The sequence below is a fragment of the Enterobacter cloacae complex sp. IR5403 genome (genome assembly GCF_049238705.1).
In the GTDB taxonomy this organism is placed as follows: domain Bacteria; phylum Pseudomonadota; class Gammaproteobacteria; order Enterobacterales; family Enterobacteriaceae; genus Enterobacter; species Enterobacter hormaechei_C.
Genome location: NZ_JBMKHP010000004.1, coordinates 282219 through 307891, shown reverse-complemented (window position 1 = coordinate 307891; position 25673 = coordinate 282219). Strand labels below are relative to the sequence as shown.

At 54.9% G+C, this 25673-nt stretch carries 26 protein-coding genes, 1 tRNA gene and 2 pseudogenes; 12 read left to right on the top strand and 17 right to left on the bottom strand.

Features of this window, described 5'->3' with window-relative positions; translation table 11 throughout:
- The first annotated feature begins 63 nt into the window (after positions 1–63).
- From ACOTW6_RS08660 to ACOTW6_RS08650, 3 genes are read left to right on the top strand one after another with little or no spacing between them, the layout of a single operon-like run.
- Complete coding sequence (locus ACOTW6_RS08660; protein WP_213789005.1) at positions 64–1467, top strand: cytochrome ubiquinol oxidase subunit I; 1404 nt, start codon at positions 64–66, stop codon at positions 1465–1467.
- Positions 1467–2477: a cytochrome d ubiquinol oxidase subunit II gene (gene cydB, locus ACOTW6_RS08655; RefSeq protein WP_213789004.1), complete on the top strand. Its 1011-nt coding sequence runs from the start codon at positions 1467–1469 to the stop codon at positions 2475–2477. Before ACOTW6_RS08660 ends, cydB begins: the two co-directional genes overlap by 1 nt.
- A gap of 8 nt (positions 2478–2485) precedes the next feature.
- Positions 2486–4111 (top strand): alpha-amylase family protein, encoded by a 1626-nt coding sequence (locus ACOTW6_RS08650; RefSeq protein ID WP_213789003.1) that lies wholly within the window; start codon positions 2486–2488, stop codon positions 4109–4111.
- On the opposite strand, the gene ACOTW6_RS08645 is transcribed toward ACOTW6_RS08650, so the two are convergent.
- From ACOTW6_RS08645 to ACOTW6_RS08630, 4 genes are read right to left on the bottom strand one after another with little or no spacing between them, the layout of a single operon-like run.
- Positions 4112–5098 (bottom strand): SDR family oxidoreductase, encoded by a 987-nt coding sequence (locus tag ACOTW6_RS08645; RefSeq protein ID WP_023298529.1) that lies wholly within the window; start codon positions 5096–5098, stop codon positions 4112–4114.
- A 16-nt stretch (positions 5099–5114) separates the two neighbouring features.
- Positions 5115–5633 (bottom strand): 2-oxo-tetronate isomerase, encoded by a 519-nt coding sequence (locus ACOTW6_RS08640; RefSeq protein WP_003862863.1) that lies wholly within the window; start codon positions 5631–5633, stop codon positions 5115–5117.
- Between the two features lie 11 nt (positions 5634–5644).
- Positions 5645–6091 (bottom strand): DUF421 domain-containing protein, encoded by a 447-nt coding sequence (locus ACOTW6_RS08635; RefSeq protein WP_213789002.1) that lies wholly within the window; start codon positions 6089–6091, stop codon positions 5645–5647.
- 9 nt (positions 6092–6100) lie between these two features.
- On the bottom strand, positions 6101–6604 hold the full coding sequence (locus ACOTW6_RS08630; protein WP_421766243.1) for a hypothetical protein: 504 nt from the start codon (positions 6602–6604) through the stop codon (positions 6101–6103).
- A 139-nt stretch (positions 6605–6743) separates the two neighbouring features.
- Here ACOTW6_RS08630 and ACOTW6_RS08625 point away from each other — a divergent pair, with 139 nt between their 5' ends.
- The gene (locus ACOTW6_RS08625; RefSeq protein ID WP_003862868.1) at positions 6744–7133 is read left to right on the top strand and encodes a YdeI family stress tolerance OB fold protein; all 390 of its coding nucleotides are present in this window, start codon (positions 6744–6746) and stop codon (positions 7131–7133) included.
- A 61-nt stretch (positions 7134–7194) separates the two neighbouring features.
- On the top strand, positions 7195–8079 hold the full coding sequence (locus tag ACOTW6_RS08620; protein ID WP_032649406.1) for an SDR family oxidoreductase: 885 nt from the start codon (positions 7195–7197) through the stop codon (positions 8077–8079).
- 104 nt (positions 8080–8183) lie between these two features.
- Here ACOTW6_RS08620 and ACOTW6_RS08615 read toward each other — a convergent pair.
- From ACOTW6_RS08615 to ACOTW6_RS08605, 3 genes and pseudogenes are all read right to left on the bottom strand, one after another.
- Positions 8184–8774, bottom strand: a pseudogene (locus tag ACOTW6_RS08615) (alkyl sulfatase C-terminal domain-containing protein); the annotation flags it as partial.
- Positions 8773–9063, bottom strand: a pseudogene (locus ACOTW6_RS08610) (outer membrane protein transport protein); the annotation flags it as partial. The pseudogenes ACOTW6_RS08615 and ACOTW6_RS08610, both read right to left, overlap by 2 nt.
- Positions 9064–9286: 223 nt before the next feature.
- Positions 9287–9955, bottom strand: a complete 669-nt coding sequence (locus ACOTW6_RS08605) for an isochorismatase family protein (protein WP_023295377.1) — start codon at positions 9953–9955, stop codon at positions 9287–9289.
- Positions 9956–10868: 913 nt separating this feature from the next.
- Here ACOTW6_RS08605 and ACOTW6_RS08600 point away from each other — a divergent pair.
- Positions 10869–11294: a hypothetical protein gene (locus tag ACOTW6_RS08600; protein WP_017382883.1), complete on the top strand. Its 426-nt coding sequence runs from the start codon at positions 10869–10871 to the stop codon at positions 11292–11294.
- A 251-nt stretch (positions 11295–11545) separates the two neighbouring features.
- Here ACOTW6_RS08600 and ACOTW6_RS08595 read toward each other — a convergent pair.
- Together ACOTW6_RS08595 and actS are read right to left on the bottom strand one after the other, a co-directional pair.
- Positions 11546–11619 (bottom strand) — tRNA-Gly (locus ACOTW6_RS08595).
- An 80-nt stretch (positions 11620–11699) separates the two neighbouring features.
- Positions 11700–12440 carry an amidase activator ActS gene (gene actS / locus ACOTW6_RS08590; RefSeq protein ID WP_022651807.1) on the bottom strand — a complete coding sequence of 247 codons (741 nt, stop codon included), beginning with the start codon at positions 12438–12440 and terminating at the stop codon, positions 11700–11702.
- 163 nt (positions 12441–12603) lie between these two features.
- Between actS and idi the strand changes: the two genes are divergently transcribed.
- Positions 12604–13146: an isopentenyl-diphosphate Delta-isomerase gene (gene idi / locus ACOTW6_RS08585; protein WP_047050810.1), complete on the top strand. Its 543-nt coding sequence runs from the start codon at positions 12604–12606 to the stop codon at positions 13144–13146.
- 48 nt (positions 13147–13194) lie between these two features.
- Here the strand turns inward: idi and lysS are convergent, their stop codons facing one another.
- The 5 genes from lysS to xerD all read right to left on the bottom strand — a co-directional run bounded on the left by lysS (position 13195) and on the right by xerD (position 19288).
- Positions 13195–14712: a lysine--tRNA ligase gene (lysS, locus tag ACOTW6_RS08580; protein ID WP_003863452.1), complete on the bottom strand. Its 1518-nt coding sequence runs from the start codon at positions 14710–14712 to the stop codon at positions 13195–13197.
- Positions 14713–14721: 9 nt separating this feature from the next.
- Positions 14722–15820, bottom strand: a protein-coding gene (gene prfB, locus ACOTW6_RS08575) for a peptide chain release factor 2 (protein ID WP_096147815.1) whose coding sequence is annotated in 2 segments (ribosomal slippage) — positions 14722–15744 and positions 15746–15820 — 1098 coding nt in all. Because the reading frame shifts where the segments join, the coding sequence is not laid out codon by codon here.
- A gap of 90 nt (positions 15821–15910) precedes the next feature.
- Entirely contained in the window at positions 15911–17644 is a 1734-nt protein-coding gene (gene recJ, locus ACOTW6_RS08570) for a single-stranded-DNA-specific exonuclease RecJ (RefSeq protein ID WP_213789000.1), read from the bottom strand.
- A gap of 5 nt (positions 17645–17649) precedes the next feature.
- Positions 17650–18363, bottom strand: coding sequence for a bifunctional protein-disulfide isomerase/oxidoreductase DsbC (gene dsbC, locus ACOTW6_RS08565; protein ID WP_121478608.1), 714 nt, complete (start codon positions 18361–18363; stop codon positions 17650–17652).
- A 28-nt stretch (positions 18364–18391) separates the two neighbouring features.
- Positions 18392–19288, bottom strand: coding sequence for a site-specific tyrosine recombinase XerD (xerD, locus tag ACOTW6_RS08560; RefSeq protein ID WP_003863442.1), 897 nt, complete (start codon positions 19286–19288; stop codon positions 18392–18394).
- Positions 19289–19389: 101 nt separating this feature from the next.
- Between xerD and fldB the strand changes: the two genes are divergently transcribed.
- Positions 19390–19911 carry a flavodoxin FldB gene (gene fldB, locus ACOTW6_RS08555; RefSeq protein ID WP_015571793.1) on the top strand — a complete coding sequence of 174 codons (522 nt, stop codon included), beginning with the start codon at positions 19390–19392 and terminating at the stop codon, positions 19909–19911.
- Between the two features lies 1 nt (position 19912).
- On the opposite strand, the gene ACOTW6_RS08550 is transcribed toward fldB, so the two are convergent.
- Positions 19913–20323, bottom strand: a complete 411-nt coding sequence (locus tag ACOTW6_RS08550) for a protein YgfX (protein WP_017382887.1) — start codon at positions 20321–20323, stop codon at positions 19913–19915.
- Positions 20304–20570 carry an FAD assembly factor SdhE gene (gene sdhE / locus ACOTW6_RS08545; RefSeq protein ID WP_003863437.1) on the bottom strand — a complete coding sequence of 89 codons (267 nt, stop codon included), beginning with the start codon at positions 20568–20570 and terminating at the stop codon, positions 20304–20306. The genes ACOTW6_RS08550 and sdhE overlap by 20 nt, the downstream gene beginning before the upstream one ends.
- A gap of 294 nt (positions 20571–20864) precedes the next feature.
- Between sdhE and ygfZ the strand changes: the two genes are divergently transcribed.
- Positions 20865–21845: a tRNA-modifying protein YgfZ gene (ygfZ, locus tag ACOTW6_RS08540; protein ID WP_022649306.1), complete on the top strand. Its 981-nt coding sequence runs from the start codon at positions 20865–20867 to the stop codon at positions 21843–21845.
- A 111-nt stretch (positions 21846–21956) separates the two neighbouring features.
- Here ygfZ and trhA read toward each other — a convergent pair whose 3' ends face one another.
- Positions 21957–22616, bottom strand: coding sequence for a PAQR family membrane homeostasis protein TrhA (trhA, locus tag ACOTW6_RS08535; protein ID WP_003863433.1), 660 nt, complete (start codon positions 22614–22616; stop codon positions 21957–21959).
- 266 nt (positions 22617–22882) lie between these two features.
- Here trhA and ACOTW6_RS08530 point away from each other — a divergent pair, with 266 nt between their 5' ends.
- The 3 genes from ACOTW6_RS08530 (at position 22883) to ACOTW6_RS08520 (ending at position 25648) form a co-directional block, all read left to right on the top strand.
- Positions 22883–23614: a MurR/RpiR family transcriptional regulator gene (locus ACOTW6_RS08530; RefSeq protein ID WP_047050802.1), complete on the top strand. Its 732-nt coding sequence runs from the start codon at positions 22883–22885 to the stop codon at positions 23612–23614.
- A gap of 116 nt (positions 23615–23730) precedes the next feature.
- Positions 23731–25164 carry a 6-phospho-beta-glucosidase gene (locus tag ACOTW6_RS08525; RefSeq protein WP_032660252.1) on the top strand — a complete coding sequence of 478 codons (1434 nt, stop codon included), beginning with the start codon at positions 23731–23733 and terminating at the stop codon, positions 25162–25164.
- A gap of 124 nt (positions 25165–25288) precedes the next feature.
- Positions 25289–25648: a copper resistance protein gene (locus ACOTW6_RS08520; protein WP_213788999.1), complete on the top strand. Its 360-nt coding sequence runs from the start codon at positions 25289–25291 to the stop codon at positions 25646–25648.
- Positions 25649–25673 lie beyond the last annotated feature (25 nt).

Sequence of the window (25673 nt, the reverse complement as noted above, 5' to 3'; positions counted from 1 at the left end):
TGCCAGGCAGCCTGAGGCTGTCTGGCAATGCCTTGTGCGCTATCAGTTCCAGAGGTACGGAGCATGTTCGAGCTTGATGCGTTTCATCTGGCCAGGATACAGTTCGCCTTTACCGTCTCTTTTCATATTCTCTTCCCGGCAATCACCATTGGGCTTGCGAGCTATCTGGTGGTTCTCGAAGGCATGTGGCTTCGCACCAAAAATGATGTCTGGCGCTCGCTATACCATTTCTGGCTGAAAATTTTCGCCGTCAACTTTGGTATGGGCGTGGTTTCCGGGCTGGTGATGGCTTACCAGTTTGGGACTAACTGGAGCGGCTTTTCCCAGTTCGCAGGCAGCATAACCGGCCCTCTGCTCACCTATGAAGTGTTAACCGCCTTCTTCCTGGAAGCCGGTTTCTTAGGCGTGATGCTGTTCGGCTGGAACAAGGTCGGCCCCGGCCTGCACTTCTTTGCCACCTGCATGGTGGCGCTGGGCACGCTGATGTCCACCTTCTGGATCCTCGCCTCCAACAGCTGGATGCACACCCCGCAGGGCTTCAGTATTCAGAACGGTCAGGTCATTCCCGAAGACTGGCTGGCCATTATCTTTAACCCCTCTTTCCCTTACCGTCTGATCCATATGTCCATCGCCGCCTTCCTGTGCAGCGCCTTGTTTGTGGGCGCGTCCGGGGCATGGCATCTGCTGCGCGGTAACGATTCGCCCGCTGTTCGCACAATGTTCTCCATGGCTATGTGGATGGCGCTGCTGGTCGCGCCCATTCAGGCCGTGGTCGGGGATATGCACGGCCTGAATACGCTTGAGCACCAGCCTGCCAAAATCGCCGCGATTGAAGGCCACTGGGAAAACCCGCCCGGCGAGGCCACCCCGCTGCTGCTGTTTGGCGTACCGGATATGGAAGAGGAACGCACCAAATACGGGCTTGAAATTCCCGCGCTCGGCAGCCTGATCCTGACGCACAGCCTAGATAAACAGGTCCCGGCGCTGAAGGATTTCCCGAAAGAGGACCGCCCTAACTCGCTCATCGTCTTCTGGTCTTTCCGCATTATGGTCGGCATGGGGCTGCTGATGATTACCCTTGGCGTACTGAGCGTCTGGCTGCGCTATCGCCGTCGGCTTTATCACTCGCGGCCATTCCACTGGTTTGCCCTCTGTATGGGGCCTGCCGGACTGCTCGCACTACTCGCCGGATGGGTCACCACCGAAGTGGGCCGCCAGCCGTGGGTCGTTTACGGCTATCTGCGCACGATAGATGCGGTGTCTCTGCACAGTACGTTGCAGATGAGCATCAGCCTGCTGGCCTTTATCGTGGTCTACTGTTCGGTATTTGGCGTGGGTTATGTGTATCTCGCCCGGTTGATTAAGAAAGGTCCGCAGCCTGTGGGCACGCTAACGTCTAATACATCGGGCACCCCTGCCCGTCCGCTGTCCGCCGCCGAGTCTATTCCGGAAGAGGAGAAGATCTGATGGGCGTCGATATCCCGGTCATCTGGTTTGCCATTATTATCTTCGCCACGCTGATGTACATCATCATGGACGGTTTCGATCTCGGTATCGGCATGCTGTTCAGCTTTGTGGGCGGTGCCAAAGAGCGCGACGTGATGGTGAACAGCGTCGCCCCGGTCTGGGACGGAAATGAAACCTGGCTGGTCCTCGGCGGCGCAGGGTTGTTCGGCGCGTTTCCGCTGGCCTACGCGGTAATCATCGATGCCCTGACCATCCCGCTGACGGCCATGCTGATCGGGCTTATTTTCCGCGGCGTGGCGTTTGAGTTTCGCTTCAAGGCAACTCCTTCCCACCGCAAATTCTGGGACTACTCCTTTGCCGGTGGTTCCCTGCTGGCAACCTTCAGCCAGGGGATCGTGGTTGGCGCGATGATTAACGGCTTTGACGTGGAAGGGCGTCGCTTTGTGGGCTCCTCGCTGGACTGGTTCACCCCGTTTAATCTGTTCTGCGGGCTGGGCTTAATTGTCGCCTATACCCTGCTGGCCACCACGTGGCTGATCATGAAAAGTGAAGGCGCGCTGCAAAACCGGATGCGCGAGCTGACTCGCCACGTTCTGCTGGCGCTGATTGCCGTTATTGCGGTGGTAAGTATCTGGACCCCGCTCGGCTGGCAGTTTGTCGCCGAGCGCTGGTTTACTCTGCCCAACTTCTTCTGGTTCCTGCCGGTTCCGGTTCTGGTGGCGGTATTCAGCCTGTGGATCTGGCGGCTGACGCGCAATCCCGACAGCCATGCCCGTCCGTTCCTGTTAACGCTGGGCCTGATCTTCCTCGGCTTTAGCGGCCTGGGCATCAGCCTGTGGCCACACATTATTCCGCCGCACATCACCCTGTGGGAAGCCGCCGCGCCGCCTGCCAGCCAGCTGTTTATGCTGATCGGCACGCTGTTAATCATCCCGGTGATCCTGGTTTATACCGCCTGGAGCTACTACGTCTTCCGGGGCAAAGTGTCTGATACCGAAGGTTATCATTAAGGATTACTATGGCAGGCTGGCATACACGCGCCATTATTTACCAGATTGATACCGCCCTGTTTTACGATCTTAACGGCGATGGCTGTGGCGACATCGCCGGAATCGCCGCGAAGCTGCGCTACATCCGCCGGATGGGCGCGACGGTCATCTGGATCACCCCGTTTTACCTCACGCCTTTTCTCGATGAAGGCTATGATGTGAGCGACCATTTGCAGGTCGATCCCCGCTTCGGCAAGCTCAACGATATCATCGCCTTTATTGAACAGGCGCGGGAGCTGGGGATGCAGGTCATTATTGAGCTGCTTATCCAGCATACCTCGGATGCGCATCCCTGGTTTCAACAGGCCCGCCGCAACCCCCAGTCACCCTACCGTGACTATTACCTGTGGTCCGACACGGACGACGACGATACGCCGCCGATGTTCCCCGGCGTGGAGAAGAGCATCTGGACATGGGACGACGAGGCGGGGCAATACTACCGGCATATGTTTTATCACCACGAGCCGGATCTCAATCTCGCCTCCCCTGCGGTGCTGAAGGAGGTTGAGAACATCATCATCTTCTGGCTAAAGCTCGGGGTGTCGGGCTTTCGCCTGGATGCGGCATCGCACCTGACAAAACAGGCCGGACGTGGGGATGAAAAACGCGGCCTGTGGATCCTTGAACATCTGCGCCGTCTTATCGAGCAGCGTAACCCGGACGCGATCCTGCTCGGCGAAGTCGACGTGGAGGTCGAGGCCTACAAAGATTATTTTGGTCAGAACGACCGGCTCAACCTGGTGCTGAATTTCTGGCTCAATAAGTACTTTTACGTCAGCCTGGCAGAGAAGAGCGCACGACCGCTGCGCAACGCGGTGAAGAAGATGATTGTGCCGCCGGACTCCTGCTGCTTCGCCAACTGGCTGCGCAATCACGATGAGCTGGATCTGGAAGGGATAGGTAAAAAAGCGAAGCAGACCGTCATCGATACCTTTGCCCCTGACGAAGAGATGAGTGTGTATCAGCGAGGTATCCGCCGCCGTCTGGCGCCGATGCTTAATGGCGATCGAAAGCGGCTGGCCTTATGCCACGCGGTCTTGTTTTCGCTGCCGGGCGTACCGGTCATGCGCTACGGGGATGAGATTGGCATGGGGGATGATTTGGATCTGGAGGAGCGTTACGCCGTACGCACCCCGATGCAGTGGGCCGGATCGCAAGGCGGCGGTTTCTCAGACGCCGACCCGGAAACCTTTATCGCCCCGATGATTGACCATGGCCCGTACCGCTATCAAAAAATCAACGTGGCGGATTCGCTGTTGCACCGCAACTCACTCCTGCACTGCATTATCGATATCGCCAATACGCGCTCGGAGTTCCCTGAGATCGGCGTAGCGCCGTTTCGTCTTATTAATATCGACAGCGATGCGGTGCTGGGGATCTATTACGAAACCGACACGCGCAGCATTCTGACCTTCGTTAACTTCAGCGATAAGCCCGTTAATTTTACCGCCAGAGGGATCCGGCATGCGACCTGGACCGCCTGCCTGGCGGACAAACGCTACAACGACGCGCTGGTGTGCGGCAAAACCGTCGCGCTTAACCTCAGCGGCTATGGCTACCGCTGGTTCTGGACCGATCGTACCGCACTACGCTGATTATCGTCTCCGCGAGAGCAGCAGACGGGCCACAATCGCGCCCGTGACGGCAAGGGAGCCGAGCAACACTTTCCCCGGCATGCCGGAGGTGACGCTGGTAGCGCGCTCTTTTGCTTCGTCGGTGAAGTGTCCGTGGATTTTATGCAGGTCGTTAACCGGCTGATCCAGATAGTCCTGACGGTCATCCGCATTTAACGTATCGGTCATCTGCCCTTCCCAGGCCTTTTTAACCATCAGCCGATCCAGAAAGCCGGGGAAAAGAAATTGCCCGACAATCGACTGGACGGTGCTGCTGCCCACCCACAGTTCCCGCACCGGTTTCTGCGCCACCTTAAAAATAGCGCTGGCCGCCACTTCCGGCTGAAAAACGGGAGGAACCGGGCGCATCGCCCAGGCAAATTTATTCCTCGCCCACTCGAACTGCGGCGTATTGAGGCCCGGCATCTGTACCATTGCGATCTGCACCCGGCTGTTTTCATGCATCAGTTCGGTGCGCACGGCATCGGTAAATCCGCGGATCGCGGCTTTCGCCCCGCAGTAGGCTGACTGCAAGGGAATGGAGCGGTAGGCCAGCGCGGAGCCAACCTGAATAATCGTTCCGCGATCGCGTGGGGTCATTAACTCCAGCGCGGCGCGGGTACCGTTAACATAGCCCAGATAGGTCACCTCGGTGACGCGGCGAAACTCCTCAGGCGACATGGTGCGAAACGGCGCCAGCATCCCGCCCATGGCGTTATTCACCCACACATCGATGGCCCCAAGCCGGTATTCAATCTCGTTAGCAGCATCGGTCACCGCCTTGCTGTCCGCCACGTCGGCCTGAACGGCGCAGGCGTTGATCCCGAAACGGCGCAACTCCTCTTCTGTGGAGCGCAGGCTCTGCTCGTCGCGGGCAATGATGCCCACATCGTAGCCCGCCTTGGCAAAGTGCAGCGCCGTGGCTTTCCCCACGCCCGCCGTACCGCCGGTAATAACGATCACAGCCATAGCCTTTCCCCTTGTTTCAGACGTTATCCCAGCCGGAGAGTATTTCGATCAGTTCAGACAGGGAATAACGCACCGCTTTATCCACCACATCCTGACATTCACCGGAAAACAGCACGGTGCGGGTTTCCGTCTGCCCGCGAATATTCCAGCCGAAGCAGACCGTACCGGCTGCGGTGCCATCGTCTCCGCCTTCCGGTCCCGCATAGCCGCTGATGGCAAGGCCGATATCCGCCTCGGCAATTTCGCGAATTTTAGCGGCCATCTCGGTCACCGTTTGTTCACTGACGGCGGTGAAGCGCTCAATGGTTTCGTGCCGCACGCCGAGGATCCGCTCCTTCGCCGCATCGCTGAACACCACCATGCCAACGTCATAAAATTCCGCCGTGTTCTCTTCGGCACAAAGCGCAACCGCGAGATTGCCGCCAGTACAGGACTCTGCGGTGGTTAACCGCAAACCTCTGTCCGTAAGCTGAGTGGCGAGCTTTTTCGTCAGCTCGCTAATGGTGCTGTTGCTGTCGTGAATAAGATTGCTCATCGCATTGCCCCTTAATTTTCGTCAGGAATAATAGAAATATGACCATTACGCTCAAGAATAGCGTATTTAATCTCCTTCAATTCTGTAATACCGTGATTCTGGCGGGCTGATACCAATATATCATCACAGGATACATCGACCTTTTTCAGTTTATCGGCGAGGGGAACACCGTTCTCCACCAATATCACCGGTGTGCCATCAAGAATATTCTCAACGGTGGAAAAATATTTCTTCAGCAGGCCAAAAATAATATCAACCACCACCAGCATTGTTATTGTAATCATCGCGCCGGTGACGGAAAAATCTTCGCCAAGCAGCGCCTGTTGTGTCGCTTCACTGATAATTAAGAGCAAAATAAGGTCAAAACTGGTCATTTGTAGCAGGGCGCGCCGCCCGGCAACTTTAAACACAATGACCAGAAACAGATAAATTGCCAGGGCACGAAAAACCATGTCCATATTTGACTCCTAGGGGTAAATAAACTGCCAGAAACGGATATCTGGCTCGTTGTTTAAGCGGATGCTGTTTGTCCACTTCCCTGCTTTTGACGGCGTGATGAATAATACAACGGTAAATTTATCGGTCTGTTGTAAACGATCGTAGACGAGAAACAGGGTATTTCCCCGACTGTACATGCTGTCCGGCTGTGGCCAGACGCTGCCTGGCTCATAAGCGTCGCTGCTTTCGCTGGTCAGGCTGAGGGTATATTTCCCCTCAGACGTCACCGGAAACGTCACCGCCATCCGCGATTCGGTCTGGCGGCGACCGAAGCGCTCATAGCTCAGGGTCAGGGATTTTGCTTCGTTTGTTTTCTCCACGTCGCTGACCGCACCGCTTGAAAACAGCCCGGCAATTGCCGCCACGATAATAGCTAACAGCACAATAAAACCCACCTGACGAAATGCGTACTCAAACGTCAGTAAACGGTTACTCTCTTTTATCCCAGGCACTTTTTCATTTTTTGGTTCCATGGCTGTTGTCACCGTTTCGCTTAATTGCCGAAATTTTTGATTTTTCTGTGCAAATGCTTTTAAGACTTATCACATTTGCCACATAAAGGAATAGCAACAATACTTAATAAGTCAAGACATCCAAAATGAAGGATATCAGATGAAATTATCAGTGATTTCAGCCTTGTTAATATTAATTATCCCTACTGCATGGGCAGATAATAACGGCGGGTTACAAAAGGGTGACGCGCCGCCACCGCCGCATGCGCTGGACAGCGGTTATCGTGGTACCGATGATGCGCGCATTATGACCATTACTCAGGCGAAAGAGATGCATGATGGCGCCTCAATTTCACTGCGCGGCAATCTTATTGACGGCAATGGCGATAAATACGTATTCCAGGATAAAACCGGGAAAATCGACGTTATTATCCCGAAAGCCGTATTTGACGACAGAACCGTGGAACCTGACAACATGATCAGTATTAGCGGCTCGCTCGATAAAAAATCATCCCCACCCGTAGTGCGGGTCAGCCACTTGCAAAAATAATTCAGCGAAGCGTTAACGCTGTAACTATCCATCAAATCTCACCCCTAACAAGGAGTTAGCTATGAGTGATAATGAACAACGTACGAACGCTTACCCAACGCCACCTTTCCCGGAGCAGCCTCAGACGCCACCGGGCCTGGCCTCTGAAATGGAACCCGTTCCCGACCACGGCGAGAAGAGCTACAAAGGGCATGGTCGTCTTGCCGGTAAGAAGGCGCTAATTACCGGGGGCGATTCCGGCATCGGACGCGCGGTAGCCATTGCCTATGCCCGCGAAGGGGCAGATGTCGCGATTAACTATTTGCCGGAAGAGGAAGAAGACGCAGCGGAAGTCATCGCCCTGATTAAAGCGGAAGGACGGAATGCCGTCGCGCTTCCGGGCGATGTGCGGGACGAAACTTTTTGTCAGAACCTGGTGGAGCAGGCCGTCTCAAAACTGGGCGGGCTGGATATCCTGGTGAATAACGCAGGCCGCCAGCAGTATCGTGAGTCGCTGGAAGAACTGACCACGGAAGATTTTGACGCGACCTTTAAGACCAACGTCTATGCGCCTTTCTGGATCACAAAGGCGGCGTTGCGCCACATGAAAGCCCCCGCTTCCATCATTAACACCTCATCTGTACAGGCGGTGAAACCGAGCGCCGTACTGCTTGACTATGCGCAGACCAAAGCCTGTCTCGCGGTGTTTACCAAAGCGCTGGCGAAACAGCTGGGACCGAAAGGGATACGCGTGAATGCGGTAGCGCCGGGACCTTACTGGACCGTGCTTCAGCCCAGCGGTGGGCAGCCACAGGAAAAAGTGAAACACTTTGGCGAGAGTACCCCTCTGGGACGCCCGGGACAGCCCGTGGAGATCGCACCGCTGTATGTCACCCTGGCCTCGGATGAGTGTTCATACACCTCCGGGCAGGTGTGGTGTTCAGACGGCGGGGATGGCGTCATCTAGCGCTCAAGGCGCACAGAGTGTAGGCCGGGTAAGGCGAAGCCGCCACACCCGGCAAACTGTTGCAGGCGAATGCTAAAGGGCTGCGAAAGCAGCCTTTATTACGTTTAAGGGGTGACGACAGGAAACCAGAAGCTGAAGCTCTCCATGCAGCGCAGCATTTCGTTTACCTTCGCGGCATTGCCGACGATCGTCACCTCTACTGCCTGTTGCGCCTTTTTCAACGTGGTCTCTTTGAGGATGATTTTATTCAGCGTTTCGCGGCTGAGCATGATGGTTGCATCCGGATCTTCTGCCTGAGCGTTGGCGCTATGGTTCAGCACGCCATTCTCCAGCTCCAGCTTGTACCTGCCGCCCTCGCGGCCCAGATCAACGTTAAAAATCCCTCGGGCAGTCGCGGCTCTGACGCCGTTAAGGTGAACGCCGAAGTAGTCAAAAATCATCTCATTCGACATGGCGCGGACCGCATCCGGGCTGGCGGTATTGGGCGTCGGCATCCTCTTCACGCCGTTACGCAACGCCTGCGCACCGGTGAGGTAGGCGTTACGCCACGGCCCTGACTCAGCCTGGTATCCCAGCTGTTCAAACGCGTCCGCTTCCAGTTCGCGCGCCGCCTTATTATTGGGATCGGCAAAAACGACTTTATTCATCACCTGCGCCACCCAGCGGTAATTTCCCCGGACATAATCAACCCGGGCTATTCGGGATGGTTTTCATCACGTCGCCGGGGCTTTGATGGGCATGGTTATCCAGCTGGTTATCGATGGAGCCATCCATAACCTGTAACCCACCGGTGACCATATGATCCGGCAGGCGCGTCATGCCAGCAGGGTTGGTCATGATTGTCGAGGCGTCCTGCGCACGAGCCGCCTGCCCTGCTCCGGCAAGCGCGGTATCTTCGGTGCCAGCTTCATAAAAATAGAGGGCGCTGGCATGGGCACTGGAGGCGGCAAATAAGCCCGCGCACAGGAGGAGTCGTGTTTTCATCTGCGATCCGGTAAATAAAAAATTTGCCGACAGATATAACAGGGGCGCCTGATGACGTAAAAAGAAAGAGGGTTTAATTTTAAATTATGCGCGGTTCAGCCCCTCTTAATATCTCTGACAGTTCAGCGACGTCCGGAATAAGGCGCCGCTGCGTCCTGCACCTGTAATACGTTCAGGTACAGGACGATAAAATCCAGGAACTTTTATACAGATTTATCCGGACTTACTTATAATGCTCCAGATTGGTTTCCGGGCCCGTTCTGGCAATTTCCTGAGCTTTGCCGAAACTTTCAATCAGGCACTTATATTCCGGACAGACATGCTCTGCCAGGATCTCAGCAAAGCGAGAACCTTCCGCGCGGTTCCAGGTTCTCATTAATTCAGCGACAATGGCAAACGTATCGGTAGGGATCGCCCCCGCCTGAGCCACACGCGCGATGGTGGTATCGGTCGCGATTTTGGACCAGTTCCCCGAGGCATCCACAACACAGTAAACCTTATACCCCTCCTGGACAGCGCTAACCGCAGGGAACGCCATGCAGACGCTGGTGAGCGTGCCGGCAATAATCAGCGTCTTTCTGCCCGTCTTTTCCACTTCCTTCACAAACGCCGGATTATCCCAGGTATTAATCTGCCCGGTACGTGGAACATACACGGCATGGGGTGCATATTTGTGAATTTCCGGGATGAGCGGGCCATTGGGACCGTCAGGAACAGAGGCCGTGGTGATCACCGGGATATTTAAAAGCGTGGCAACTTTGGCAATCGCTGTCACATAGTTACGAAGGTCTGGCACAGGCACATCACGTACCGTGTTGAATAAGCCACTCTGATGGTCGATGAGTAAAATTACAGCGTCATCAGTATCAATCATACCGTTTGTTGCAGCCATATTTCTTTCCTCATGATTTCTTTTACATTGCCGTCAACTCTCCCGGCTCCGCGATTTTACATGCACCTGGTCAGGCTATAATGCATTGATAAATCATAATGAATAGTAGTCCGATCCGGTCTGAATACCGCATCATTTCAGGACAATTTCTGGCACGGTACGCTGAACCATCGACGCTGACGTAAAGCCCTCGTGAGAAGTAAAGCTCTTTACAACGCCGTTATGCGGCCATTGGTATTCGTTCGGCTGAAGGCAAGCGTTACTCCTCACAGGGGTCCCCTTTGTCCTCCCGCATGGATTCGATAAACTCCCGTTGCTCCTCTGTGAGTTCAAGCGCATCCAGCAAGCGATCTAACTCTTCTTCAGGTGATTCCTTTTGGTTCTTTCTCTTCCCGGTAGCCATACTCACCCTTGAGTTATTAGGATTAATCTCAGGGTATCCAGGGTACAGGAAATGTGCAACTTAGCGTGTTATGCCGACAACCGATCATAACAATGAACGAAAGGGGGAAGCAGGTACGCCAGTACAGAAAAGACTGATAGGGGTATTCCTGTTCCGGCGATGAAAGATAGCCAATTGAAAGCCTTGCCAGATTACATACGGGCTTTGCAATAATCGAGAGGGTGCAATGCCTACCTTCCCTTTAGTTTAACTTAACTCAAATTTAATCACATTTAAATTAATGATTTTGTTAGATTTAATCGTTTATTGCCCTCTCACATATAGGTACACTTTCTCTTTGGTTTTTTTTATAACAGCATGAGGAAAAGTGAAAATGGCTATTCCAGCTTACCTATGGCTTAACGCAAAGCCGCGCAGGAACAACGGATCCGGCTTTTGGTGATTGGTTTGGCTCAACGCCTTACGGTGATGATCCTAACGACCAGTACTGGATAAGAGCGGGTATCGACTATGCAAAACGCACAGGTTTTTAAGAAGCGGTATCTACTTCTGATCCTGTTGGCTGTTGTCGCCTATGGGATATACAACTTGCTGCACTTCTCACCACTTGAGCAAGTGATTATTAAGAAGGCGAAAGTTAACAATCTGGCTAATCTTTACATCACAGAAGCGAGTGCAGGAGCCACCACAGGCTTTTCCTACCGTTTCTATCTCTATGATGTAACCAAAGATGATAAAGCGTTTATGGCGAGTCTGGAGAACGATCACCAGCCTTTCATGATCACCACGGACAAAGATGCATTGAAGAAGGTCGAGAATAATGCGATCTACCTTTCCGTGAAGGGAACCATTTACACCTTTCACAGCCCTGCGGATTATCTGGCAGGTGGCTCGATCTACTCCGTCCCTGTCTATTTAACCGCATCACCATACTAAAAACATAGCCAGCTGCCACGCTGGCTCTTTCTCTTCTGGTTTTAGACAACAGAAACCATTAAGCCCCTTAGAGGTTAGAAGACAAGCGAAGCACAGCGATTTCATAAGACTGTCAGAGGGTTACCTGCATTTCGTGTGCAGGGAGGACGTCAATGCTCTACAGGACATAACGCCTAAACAAGTTAGTCAGCGCTACTGAGCAACCTACTGAAATAAAGAGAGTTTTTGAACGGTTCTTCTTGGGGAAATTCTGGAGCGGGCGAAGGGAATCGAACCCTCGTATAGAGCTTGGGAAGCTCTCGTTCTACCATTGAACTACGCCCGCTTTGAGGTGCGTAAGGCATTATAGACCTTACGCCTCTTCATACAAGCCTTTACCCCACTAAGTGGCGATTAAATAATCACTTAACACTTCGGCTTACTGCCCTGCGCCGGAAGATAACGCTGCGGATCGATGGCTGTAGCCTTATAGCGGATCTGGAAGTGCAGCTTAACCGTATCCGTCCCGGTACTGCCCATGGTCGCAATCTTCTGCCCCGCCTTCACGTTCTGCCCGTTATTGACCAGCATCGTGTCGTTATGCGCATACGCCGTAATGTAGTCCTCACCATGCTTAATCATGATCAGGTTACCGTATCCACGAAGCTGGTTACCGACATAGACCACCTTCCCGGCCCCTGAAGCGTAAACCGGTGTGCCGCGTGCGGCAGCGATATCAATACCTTTATTGCCACCTTCCGAGAGCGAGTACGGCGCAACCACTTTTCCGCTTGCAGGCCAGATCCAGCAGCGCTGACCGACCGGCGGCCAGGATGATTTAGGCACCTGATAGGATGGCGTGACTTTGGCTGTTTTACGCGTTGAGGACTTTTTCCCTGAGGAGGAACCGCCGTTAACCTTGAGCTTCTGCCCTACCTCAATAGTATACGGTGGAGAGATATTATTCAGGCGCGCCAGCTCCTTCACGCTGGTTCCCGTGGCGCGTGAGATGCGGTAGAGCGTGTCCCCGCGCTTAACGGTATAGACTGCACCGGAATAACTGCCCATATCCGAAGATTTACTCCCCGAGCATCCTGCTACAAGTAGCGTCAGCGTCAGGCAGAAAACGGCAATGATCGGGTTTCTCGTCAGGCTTCCTGCAAACAAAACAGCTCCTCGGTCAGCGTGAATGGCGCACTATGATAGCAGCCCAAACTGATGCGGGTCATGCCCTTTTCCGCTCTGTGGGCCAAACCGTTCGCATAAGAATGCAGTATAATAATTCCGCTGATGGTGCTGAACCATTAAGCATTTTGGCACTGGAGCATCAATGAGTATTCAAGAACACGTTATTTTGGTAAATGACCAGGGAAAGGTGATTGGCACTCAGGAGAAGTACGCCGCGCACACGTCACACACCCCGCTACACCTGGCCTTCTCTTCATGGCTGTTTAACGCTAAAGGAGAATGTCTGATCACCCGGCGCGCCTTAAGTAAAAAAGCCTGGCCCGGCGTATGGACCAACTCTGTTTGCGGTCATCCACAGGCCGACGAAGCGACAGAGCAGGCGATTATCCGCCGCTGCCGCTTTGAAGTCGGCGCCGAAATCACAGACATCACCCCCATTGCCCCGGAGTTCCGCTACCGTGAAGCCGACCCGTCAGGGATCGTTGAAAACGAAATCTGCCCGGTCTATGCCGCCCGCGTCACGAATACCCTCGCAATCAATGACGATGAAGTGATGGAGTATCAGTGGGTGGAACTGGACGCGCTATTCCGCGCGCTGGACGCCACACCGTGGGCATTTAGCCCGTGGATGGTGCAGGAAGCGAACACCGCGCGTGAAAAACTCAGCGCCTTCGCGGCGCAATAAAAAAGCCCCGGCGATAAACGCACGGGGCTTTTTTTACGTCTTAACGGCTTATTTCACCGGACGCATCGCCGGGAACAGGATCACGTCGCGGATGGTGTGGCTGTTGGTGAACAGCATCACCATACGGTCGATACCAATACCCAGGCCAGCCGTCGGCGGCAGGCCGTGCTCCAGCGCGGTCACGTAGTCTTCGTCGAAGAACATCGCTTCGTCGTCGCCTGCCGCTTTCGCGTTAACCTGATCCTGGAAGCGCTGCGCCTGATCTTCTGCATCGTTCAGCTCGCTAAAGCCGTTACCGATTTCGCGGCCACCGATGAAGAATTCGAAGCGGTCAGTGATTTCCGGGTTCTCGTCATTACGACGCGCCAGCGGAGACACTTCCGCCGGGTATTCGGTGATGAAGGTCGGCTGAATCAGGTGCGCTTCGGCCACTTCTTCGAAGATCTCGGTCACAATACGGCCCAGACCCCAGCTCTTCTCAACCTTGATGCCGATGCTTTCAGCGATCGCTTTCGCAGAGTCGAAGTTATCCAGATCCGCCATGTTGGTTTCCGGACGGTATTTCTTGATCGCTTCGCGCATGGTCAGTTTTTCGAACGGCTTGCCGAAGTCGAACACCTCTTCACCGTAAGGCACCTGGGTGGTGCCCAGAATGTCCTGCGCCAGGGTGCGGAACAGGGATTCGGTCAGCTCGATCAGATCTTTGTAATCCGCATAGGCCATATAGAGTTCCATCATGGTGAACTCTGGGTTATGACGTACGGAGATACCTTCGTTACGGAAGTTACGGTTGATCTCAAACACGCGATCGAAACCGCCGACCACCAGACGCTTCAGGTACAGTTCCGGCGCGATACGCAGGTACATGTCCAGGTCCAGGGCGTTGTGATGGGTGATGAACGGACGGGCAGAGGCACCGCCGGGGATCACCTGCATCATCGGGGTTTCTACTTCCATAAAGTCGCGGTTAACCATGAACTGGCGAATACCGGCCATGATCTGGGAGCGAATTTTGAAGGTCTTACGGGATTCATCGTTAGAGATGAGATCCAGGTAACGCTGACGATAGCGCGCTTCCTGATCCTGCAAACCGTGGAACTTGTCCGGCAGCGGGCGCAGGGCTTTGGTCAGCAGACGCAGTTCTGTGCAGTGGATAGACAGTTCACCGGTCTTGGTTTTGAACAGTTTACCTTTAGCGCCCAGGATGTCGCCCAGGTCCCACTTCTTGAACTGCTCGTTGTAGATGCCTTCCGGCAGGTCGTCACGAGAGACGTACAGCTGAATGCGGCCGCCAACGTCCTGTAAGGTCACGAAGGACGCTTTACCCATAATACGACGGGTCATCATGCGGCCCGCCACGGACACTTCAACGTTCAGCGCTTCCAGCTCTTCGTTCTCTTTACCGTCGAAGTCTGCGTGCAGTTGGTCTGAGGTGTGGTCACGACGAAAATCGTTCGGGAACGGCACGCCCTGCTCGCGCAGCGCTGCCAGCTTCTCGCGGCGGGTTTTCAGTTCGTTGTTAAGATCGACTACCGCGTCAGCGCCCTGTGCTTGTTGTTCAGACATGTTGGTTCCTCATAACCCTGCTTTCAAACTTGCTTCGATAAATTGGTCCAGGCTGCCGTCCAGCACCGCCTGCGTGTTGCGGGTTTCAACCCCGGTACGCAGGTCTTTGATGCGGGAGTCATCAAGGACGTAAGAACGGATCTGGCTGCCCCAGCCGATATCGGACTTGTTGTCTTCCATCGCCTGCTTCTCAGCATTTTTCTTCTGCATCTCCAGCTCATAAAGCTTCGCTTTCATCTGCTTCATGGCCTGGTCTTTGTTCTTATGCTGGGAACGGTCGTTCTGGCACTGTGTTACCAGCCCGGTTGGAATGTGGGTAATACGCACCGCAGATTCCGTACGGTTAACGTGCTGACCACCCGCGCCGGATGCGCGGTAAACGTCGATACGCAGGTCCGCCGGGTTGATGTCGATATCAATATCTTCATCCACTTCCGGGTAGACAAACGCGGAGCTGAAGGAGGTGTGACGACGGCCGCCGGAATCGAACGGGCTCTTGCGCACCAGGCGGTGAACGCCGGTCTCGGTACGCAGCCAGCCGTAGGCGTAATCGCCAATAATCTTGATGGTGACGGATTTGATACCCGCCACTTCACCTTCGGACTCTTCGATAATCTCGGTTTTGAAACCGCGCGCTTCCGCCCAGCGCAGGTACATGCGCATCAGCATGCTCGCCCAGTCCTGCGCTTCGGTACCGCCAGAACCTGCCTGAATATCGAGATAGCAGTCAGCGCTATCGTATTCGCCGGAGAACATGCGACGGAATTCCAGCTGCGCCAGTTTCTCTTCCAGCACGTCGAGCTCTGCCACGGCTTCGTTAAAGGTTTCTTCGTCGTCGGCTTCGACAGCCAGCTCCAGCAGCCCAGAAACATCTTCCAGACCCTGCGCCATTTGATCCAGCGTATCTACGATGGCTTCGAGGGAGGAACGCTCTTTACCCAGCGCCTGAGCGCGCTCAGGTTCGTTCCAGACGTCCGGCTGTTCCAGCTCGGCGTTTACTTCTTCGAGACGCTCTTTCTTGGCATCGTAGTCAAAGATACCCCCTAAGAACGTCAGAGCGCTCCGTGAGGTCCTGAATGCGGTTTTTTACCGGATTAATTTCAAACATGGTCTGTTTTCTTTTATGAGCTTGTCAAAATGCGGTGATAAGAGCGGGATTGTACCGAATCCACGCCCTTTTTTATAGAGATTACTGACGCTAAATTGGCCAGATATTGTCGATGATGATCTGAAGGGAGCGGTTACCACGGAACTCGTTAATATCCAGCTTATAGGCCAGCTCAACCTCGCGCACGCCGTTGTCCGGCCAGATGGAGGTATCAACGTTAAAGGCGATGCCGTCGAGCAGCGGTCCGCCGCCGACCGGTTCCACCATCACTTTGAGATGGCGTTCGCCCACGATGCGCTGTTGCAGCAAACGAAAACGTCCGTCGAAAAGCGGCTCCGGGAACATCTGCCCCCATGGGCCGGCATCGCGCAGCATCTGCGCCACCTCCATGGTCATTTCAGCCGGAGAAAGCTCACCGTCAGAAACCACTTCACCCTGCAACAGAGCCGGATCGATCCACTCGGTGACCAGTTCGCCAAACAGACGCTGAAACTCGTCGAACTTCGCCTCTTCCAGCGACAGGCCTGCCGCCATCGCGTGACCGCCGAACTTAATCATCAGGTTCGGATGCAGCGTATCCAGACGCTCCAGCACGTCGCGCATATGCAGCCCCTGAATGGAACGACCGGAGCCTTTCAGCGTGCCGTCCCCGGCGGGGGCGAACGCAATCACCGGGCGGTGGAAACGCTCTTTAATGCGCGACGCCAGAATGCCCACCACGCCCTGGTGCCATTCGGGGTGATACATTGCCAGCCCGCCCGGCAGGGTATCGCCGCTGCGCTCCAGCTTTTCGCACAGGGTCAACGCTTCAGCCTGCATCCCCTGCTCAATCTCTTTACGGGTCTGGTTGAGTGCGTCCAGCTCACTGGCCAGCACGCGCGCTTCGCCGATGTTGTCGCACAGCAGCAGCGCGACGCCAACCGACATATCGTCCAGCCGCCCGGCCGCGTTCAGGCGCGGGCCGAGGGCAAAGCCTAAATCGCTTGCCGCAAGCTTCAGCGGATCGCGGTTGGCAATTTCCAGCAGCGCCTTAATCCCCGGACGGCATTTACCTGCCCGAATGCGGCTTAAGCCCTGCCAGGTGAGAATACGGTTATTGGTATCGAGCGGCACCACGTCCGCCACGGTTCCCAGCGCTACCAGATCGAGATACTCCGCGAGGTTAGGCACGGCAATCCCGCGCGATTCGAACCAGCCCTTATCTCGCAGCAACGTGCGTAACGCCAGCATCAGATAAAACGCCACCCCTACTCCGGCCAGCGATTTCGACGGGAAATCGCAGTCGCGCAGGTTCGGGTTAATGATGGCTTCGGCGGCAGGCAGAGTTTCGCCTGGCAGGTGGTGATCGGTGACCAGTACCGGGATCCCCAGCGCATGGGCATGATCGACCCCCGCATGAGAAGAGATCCCGTTATCCACGGTCATGATCATCTGTGCGCCACGGGCATGGGCCTGATCGACCACTTCCGGGCTGAGGCCGTAGCCGTCTTCAAACCGGTTCGGCACCAGGTAAGTCACGTTATCACAGCCCAGCGCACGCAGGCTGAGCACGCTCAGCGCGGTACTGGTTGCGCCGTCGGCATCGAAATCGCCCACAACGACAATCCGCGTGCCTTCCCGGAACGCGTCGTAGAGCATTTCAGTCGCTTTTTCGATGCCACTCAGCGCTTGCCAGGGCAGCATGCCTTTGACGCTGCGCTCAAGATCGCTTGCCATACGCACGCCACGGCTGGCATACAGCCGCTTTAGCAGCAGCGGAAGCGAGTCTGGTAAATCCGCGGTTTCACCCGCATCGCGGCGGCGCAGTTTTATCGGGGCTTTCACGCGAATTATTTACCACCCATCTGTTTCTGGTGCTCGTCGAGGAACGCTTTCATCTCTTTTGGACCCTGGTAGCCCGGCACCACGTAGCCGTTACTCAGCACAATGGCTGGCGTACCGCTCACGCCAAACTGCACGCCCAGCGCGTAGTGGTTAGCGATGTCGATATCGCAGGATGCGGGCTTCACGCCTTTGCCGTTCATCGCGTCATCAAAGGCCTTGTTGCGGTCTTTCGCACACCAGATCGCTTTCATATCCTGCTCAGGCTGGCTCTGCACGCCAGCGCGTGGGAAAGCCAGGTAACGCACGGTAATGCCCAGCGCGTTGTAGTCTTTCATCTCTTCATGCAGCTTGTGGCAGTAGCCGCAGGTGATGTCGGTGAAGACGGTAATAACGTGCTTTTCCTGCGCCGCCTTGTAGACAATCATCTCTTTTTCGAGCGCGTTCAGGTTTTTCATCAGCAGCTGGTTGGTGACGTTCACCGGCTGCGCGCCGCTCACGTCGTACATAGGCCCCTGAATGATGTGCTTGCCGTCATCGGTCACGTACAGCACGCCGCTGTTGGTCAGCACCGTTTTCATACCAGCCACCGGCGCTGGCTGGATCTCGCTGCTGGCGACGCCGAGTTTCGTCAGAGACTGTTTAATGGCGGCATCGTCCGCATGGGCAAAACCGGAAACCGAAGCTGCCAGCAGGGTGAACAGCGCTAAAGACTTTTTCATATATGATCCTGTAACAATTCGTCGGCACTCACGCGCGAGGGTGGTGCTGTTGGTGTAGCTGCCGCAGGCGTTCCGTCGCGACATGGGTGTATATTTGCGTCGTTGAAAGATCGCTGTGTCCAAGCAACATCTGCACCACGCGTAAATCAGCGCCGTGGTTTAACAGATGCGTCGCGAAGGCGTGACGCAAAACGTGCGGGGACAGCTTCTCACTGTCAATACCCGCCAGTGTGGCGTAATGTTTAATGCGATGCCAGAACGTTTGTCGCGTCATCTGCTGCGCGCGCTGGCTCGGGAACAATACATCTATGGAGACGCCGTTCAGCAGCCACGGACGCCCGTGTTCCAGATACGTCTCCAGCCAGTAGACCGCCTCTTCACCCAGCGGCACCAGCCGTTCTTTGTTCCCTTTACCGATAACGCGCACCACGCCCTGACGCAGGCTGATATCGCTCATCGTCAGGCCCACCAGCTCGGAAACGCGCAAGCCCGTGGCATACAATAGTTCAAGCATGGCTTTATCGCGTAACTCCAGCGGAAGGTCAACTGCGGGCGACTGTAATAATCTCTCAACTTGTGCTTCGCTGAGATCTTTTGGCAGCCGCTGAGGCAGTTTAGGCGATGCCAGCAGTGCGCTGGGGTCATCCGCGCGGATCTTCTCGCGGTACAGGTGCTGGAACAGGCGGCGCATGGCGCTCAGCAGACGTGCGGAGCTGGTGGCTTTGTACCCCCCTTCCATCCGCTCAGCCAGTAACCCTTGCAGGTCATCGCTTTGCGCGCTTTCAAGCGTCAGCCCCCGATGCGCCAGCCACTCGACCAGCAGCGTGAGATCCCGACGATAGGCGCTGAGCGTATTTTCAGCGAGGTTTTTCTCCAGCCACAGCGCGTCGAGAAACTGTTCGATGAGTGCGAGATCCTTTTCCACATCAGCCCCTTTGGTTCTGCAATCTGGCCATTATGCCTGATTGCCATCGGTTTCTGGTACACTACGCGCAAAGTCATAGCAAGAATTGAGATAGTTACGCGATGAATATTGGTCTGTTCTATGGTTCCAGCACCTGCTACACCGAAATGGCAGCGGAGAAAATTCGTGACATCATTGGCCCGGAACTGGTGACGTTGCATAACCTGAAAGATGACGCGGTCGCCTTGATGGAGCAGTACGATGTGCTGATTCTGGGTATCCCTACCTGGGACTTTGGTGAGATTCAGGAAGACTGGGAAGCCATCTGGGATCAGCTCGATTCAGTCAATTTTGAAGGCAAAATCATTGCGATGTACGGCATGGGCGACCAGTTGGGCTACGGGGAGTGGTTCCTTGACGCACTCGGCATGCTGCACGACAAACTGGCGCCAAAGGGCGCGACCTTTATCGGCTACTGGCCTACGGAAGGCTATGAGTTCACCAGTCAAAAACCGATTATTGCCGACGGTCAGCTGTTTGTCGGGCTCGCGCTGGATGAAACCAACCAGTACGATCTTAGCGACGAGCGCCTCCAGAGCTGGTGCGAGCAGATTCTGGGTGAGATGGCCGAGCAGTTCAGCTGATTTACTCCTGCGTCGGCTGTTGCACGATCAACCGGCGCAGATCTCGCCACTCCGCGGGATCCATACTGTCTGCGGCCAGCCACAGGTGCTGGCGACGGTTATCCTCGACCCGACGCAGCCGTAGCATCATCCCGGTGTTAAGCATCCACGGCGTCCCCATCATCTCCCACTCTTTTCCCTGCCAGCGCAGGCGAGAATCCATCAGCAGCTTAATTTCACCCTGACGGGCGTTGATTCGACGCTGGCTGCGCACGCTGTCAAACACCACAAACGACAGCAATAGCAACCACAGAGGGGTATAGCTAAGCGGCCACGGCACCAATAACACCAGTGCCGCCACCAGACCGTGGAGCAGTAAGGACATCCACTGTGAGCGCCACGAGACGCGAAGATCAGATTGCCACAGGACCACGTTCCTGATTCCGTGTTTGAATTAATTGCACCATCCGTTGCAACTCGGTGTCGGCGGGCTTGCCGTGATTCATCAGCCAGTTGAATAAATCCGGATCGTCAGACTCAAGCAGACGGACAAACAGGCGCTTATCGTCATCGCTTAAGCTGTCGTACTCATACTCGAAGAAAGGCATGATGGAGATATCAAGTTCACGCATGCCGCGACGGCACGCCCAGTGAATACGGGCCTTGTTGTTAATATCCATGTTCTGTTTCCTGCATTACGTTTGGCACAGTCGGTATCCCGTTTGGTATTCATTATTGCTCTCCGGGAACACCTGCTAGTGTAACGTGTTTTTGACCGTTTCTTTACTGGAATATTGCGAACCTCGAGCAGGCTCCCTGAATAATCCTTATAAAGACAGCGGATTACACTATTTTGCGTAGCGCCACGCATAACCGCGTAATGGCACGAATGGCCTGCTGAAAGCGCTTGCATTGAATACAGTCTCTTTTACCATTAGGTATTATCAAAGCGTTAAGCAATTCAGGACATCACTATGGCATTTACACCATTTTCTCCTCGCCAGCCCGCCGCCTCTGCGCGTCTGCCGCTGACGCTGATTACTCTTGATGACTGGGCACTGGCGACACTGACCGGTGCGGACAGCGAAAAATACCTGCAAGGCCAGGTCACTGCGGACGTGGCGCAGTTGACTGAGCACCAGCATCTGCTGGCCGCGCATTGCGATCCAAAAGGCAAAATGTGGAGCAACCTGCGTCTGTTCCGCCGTCAGGACGGATTCGCCTTTATTGAGCGCCGCAGCCTGCGTGACGCCCAGCTTAAAGAGCTGAAAAAATACGCGGTCTTTTCTAAAGTCACCATCGCCCCGGACGATGAACACGTTCTGCTGGGGGTCGCGGGTTTCCAGGCGCGTGCAGCGCTGAAAAACCTGTTTGCCGAGCTGCCGGATGCGGAAAAACAGCTGGTCAGCGAGGGAGCAACCTCCATTCTGTGGTTCGAACACCCGGCGGAGCGCTTCCTGCTGGTAACCGACGAAGCAACGGCGGAACGCGTCACTGACGCCCTGCGCGGTGAAGCACAGCTCAACAACAGCCAGCAGTGGCTGGCGCTGAACATCGAAGCGGGCCTGCCGGTGATTGACGCGGCAAACAGCGCGCAGTTTATCCCGCAGGCGACAAACATCCAGGCGCTGGGCGGTATCAGCTTTAAGAAGGGCTGCTACACCGGTCAGGAAATGGTGGCGCGTGCGAAATTCCGCGGCGCGAACAAACGCGCCCTGTGGACGCTGGCTGGTCACGCCAGCCGTGTGCCGGAAGCGGGTGAAGATCTTGAGATGAAGATGGGCGAAAACTGGCGCCGTACCGGCACCGTGTTAGCCGCCGTCCAGCTCGATGATGGCCGCCTGCTGGTGCAGGTTGTCATGAATAATGATATGGAGCCCGACAGCGTGTTCCGCGTGCGGGATGATGCAAACACGCTCAGCATTGAGCCGCTGCCGTATTCACTGGAAGATTGATGCTATATCGCCCGGTGGCGCTGCGCTTACCGGGCCTACGGTGTTGATATTCTCCCTCTCCCTGTGGGAGAGGGTCGGGGTGAGGGCATCAGACCGCACCTTACAAAAAAACTACACCTGCCCTACATACAGATAAATTGCCAGGAAGTGACACACGCTGCCGCCCAGCACAAACCCGTGCCAGATAGCATGGTTGTACGGGATACGCTTGCAGACGTAGAAAATCACGCCCAGCGAGTAGACCACCCCGCCCACCGCCAGAAGCGTCACGCCCCCCACCGCCAGCTTAATGGCTAACTGATACACCACAATCAGCGACAGCCAGCCCATTGTCAGATAGGTAACCAGCGACAACACTTTAAACCGGTGCGCAATGGTCAGCTTAAACAGGATCCCCAGCAGCGCCAGGCTCCAGATCACAATCATCAGGCCACGCGACAGCGGCGAGTTGAGCCCCACCAGCAAAAACGGCGTGTAGGTACCCGCAATAAGAAGATAGATAGCGCAGTGGTCAAATTTCTTGAGCCATATCTTCGCCCGTTGATGCGGGATCGCGTGATACAGCGTTGAGGCCAGGAAAAGCAGGATCATACTCCCGCCATACAGGCTGTAACTGGTAATGGCCATCGCGCTGGCGTTGGTATCCACTGCCTGTACCAGCAATAACACTAAGCCGACAATCCCAAAAACCAGGCCAATGCCGTGGCTTATACTGTTGGCTACTTCCTCAGCCAGCGAATATCCCTGTGCGATTAATGGTCTGCTCACCATACTTAACTCCGGGAAAACAAAAGATGATTATTCATCGCCACTCTATGCTAACTGAGAATGATTCCAGTGAACACCTGTTAGCTAAAATAAATCCACATTCAAAATTTATCCTTATAAATCAGAATAATGTAATAGCAATCCACCGCACAGGTGTAAATGATTTCATTAACATCTGAGTAATCAAGGAGATAAATCCGTCTCCCGCCCTTCGTCATCATGGTATGCTTCAGGAATAGTGTCCGACAGCGAGTTTAGCCATTGTGAGTATGTTCAGCCATTCCGCCATTGCCAGCCTCAACAATCTGGAAATGATGGTCTACAACTATGTCATTAAGAACCGCGATAAAGTGATGTACATGACCATCCGCGAGCTGGCGGATGCGGCGGGCGTTTCCACTACCACTATCCTGCGCTTCTGCCGAAAGCTCAACTGCGAAGGCTACTCGGAATTTCGGGTGCGCTTTAAACTCTATCTGGAGCAGAACGAGCCGCAGCAGGCGAATTTTGGTGCCAGTGAAATTATCAGCTTCTTTAAAAGCGTAAATAACGAAGAGTTTGATGCGCTATTAGATAACGCGGTCGATATTATTTTATCATCTGAACGAATTATTTTTGTCGGTGCGGGCACCTCCGGATCGCTGGCAAAATATGGCGCACGTTTCTTTTCAAATATCGGGAAATTCAGCAACCATATCGACGATCCTTATTTCCCGGTCACTAACGACATGGCTAAAAATGCGCTGGCTATTGTACTCTCCGTCTCCGGCGAAACCGAGGAGATCCTGCGCTTCGCCAGCCAGTTCAGCCTGCACCACTGCAAGGTGCTCTCCGTCACCAGCCACGAACATTCTCGTCTCGCGAAACTGGCGGACTTTAACCTCTCCTGGCATGTCCCGCAAACGCGCATTGGCGGCGTTTACGATATCACCACGCAAATTCCCGTCATCTATATTCTGGAATCATTAGGCCGGAAACTGGCGAAGAAATTAACAGAATAAAACATCCTGTTTTTTTGATGTGACAAATTACAATTTCCGCAAATTGTTATATCGTGACATTTAATTCCGCTTTGCTAGACTCGAAATCAATAAGTCCTGAATTGAGAATAGCAAAGATGAAAAAACTCACCTTACCGAAAGATTTTTTATGGGGCGGCGCGGTGGCGGCGCACCAGGTTGAAGGCGGCTGGAACAAAGGCGGCAAAGGGCCAAGCATCTGCGACGTGCTCACCGGCGGCGCACACGGCGTTCCGCGAGAAATCACGCAGGAAGTGATTGAAGGCAAATATTACCCGAACCACGAAGCCGTCGACTTCTACGGCCATTACAAAGAAGACATCAGGCTGTTTGCCGAGATGGGCTTCAAATGTTTCCGTACCTCCATCGCCTGGACGCGCATCTTCCCGAAAGGCGACGAAACTCAGCCAAACGAAGAGGGGCTGAAGTTTTACGACGACATGTTCGATGAACTGCTGAAGTACAACATCGAGCCGGTTATCACCCTCTCCCACTTTGAAATGCCGCTGCACCTCGTTCAGGAATATGGCGGATGGACCAACCGTAAAGTGGTCGATTTCTTTGTGCGTTTCTCGGAAGTGGTATTTGAGCGCTACAAAAATAAGGTCAAATACTGGATGACCTTCAACGAAATCAACAACCAGCGCAACTGGCGTGCGCCGCTGTTCGGCTACTGCTGCTCTGGCGTGGTCTATACCGAGCACGACAACCCGGAAGAGACCATGTACCAGGTGCTGCATCACCAGTTCGTGGCCAGCGCGCTGGCGGTGAAAGCCGCACGCCGCATTAACCCGGAGATGAAAGTCGGCTGCATGCTGGCGATGGTCGCGCTCTATCCGTACTCCTGCAAGCCAGAAGATGTGATGTTCGCTCAGGAATCCATGCGCGAGCGCTACGTCTTTACCGACGTGCAGCTGCGCGGCTACTACCCGACTTACGTGCTGAACGAGTGGGAACGCCGTGGCTTCTCCATCAAAATGGAAGCGGGCGACGAGCAGATCCTGCGTGAGGGCACCTGCGACTACTTAGGTTTCAGCTACTACATGACCAACGCGGTCAAAGCGGAAGGCGGCACCGGTGACGCCATTTCCGGCTTCGAGGGCAGCGTGCCGAACCCACACGTCAAGGCGTCCGACTGGGGCTGGCAGATTGATCCGGTAGGCCTGCGCTATTCGCTGTGTGAACTGTACGAGCGTTATCAGAAGCCGCTGTTTATCGTGGAAAATGGTTTCGGCGCCTACGACACTGTGGAAGAGGACGGCAGCATCAACGATGACTATCGCATCGACTACCTGCGCGCCCACGTGGAAGAGATGATGAAGGCGGTGACCTGGGATGGGGTGGATCTGATGGGCTACACGCCGTGGGGCTGCATCGACTGCGTCTCCTTCACCACCGGCCAGTACAGTAAGCGCTACGGCTTTATCTACGTCAACAAGCACGACGACGGTACCGGCGACATGTCCCGCTCCCGTAAGAAGAGCTTTGAGTGGTATAAAACCGTCATTGCCAGCAACGGCGAAACGCTGTAATGGCTCGCCCTCTCTGCAAGCGGAGAGGGCAAACCGCTTATCTTCCAGACACTTCTTTACAGCTTTTGCGTTGCCAAAATATGTTCGCCCGATAATATAGGCGTCCTGAATATTTGAGGCGAACATGATCAAGCGACAACGCAACGCTATCCTGCTTGTAGCCCTGGCCTGCCTGGTGGTGCTGATATGCACCGCCCAGCGGATGGCCGGGATGCACGCGCTTGTCATGAACGTCAACGCCACGAGCCAGTCTGTCCAGCAGGGGCAGGAGAGTGCCGACGCACCGGTAACCCCGTGTGAGCTTAGCGCCAAGTCGCTGATGTCGGTCCCGCCTGTTTTGTTTGAAGGCGCCCTGCTCGCCGTCACCCTGCTGCTGGCGTTGCTGGCAGCCAGCCCGCCGTGCCGCGAACGGCAGTGGCCTCCCCGCGTTATCTCCCCGCCCCGGTTAAGGGTGCATCTGCGATTATGCGTCTTCCGTGAATGAGCCTTCGCCTGTTACTTCAGGTTAA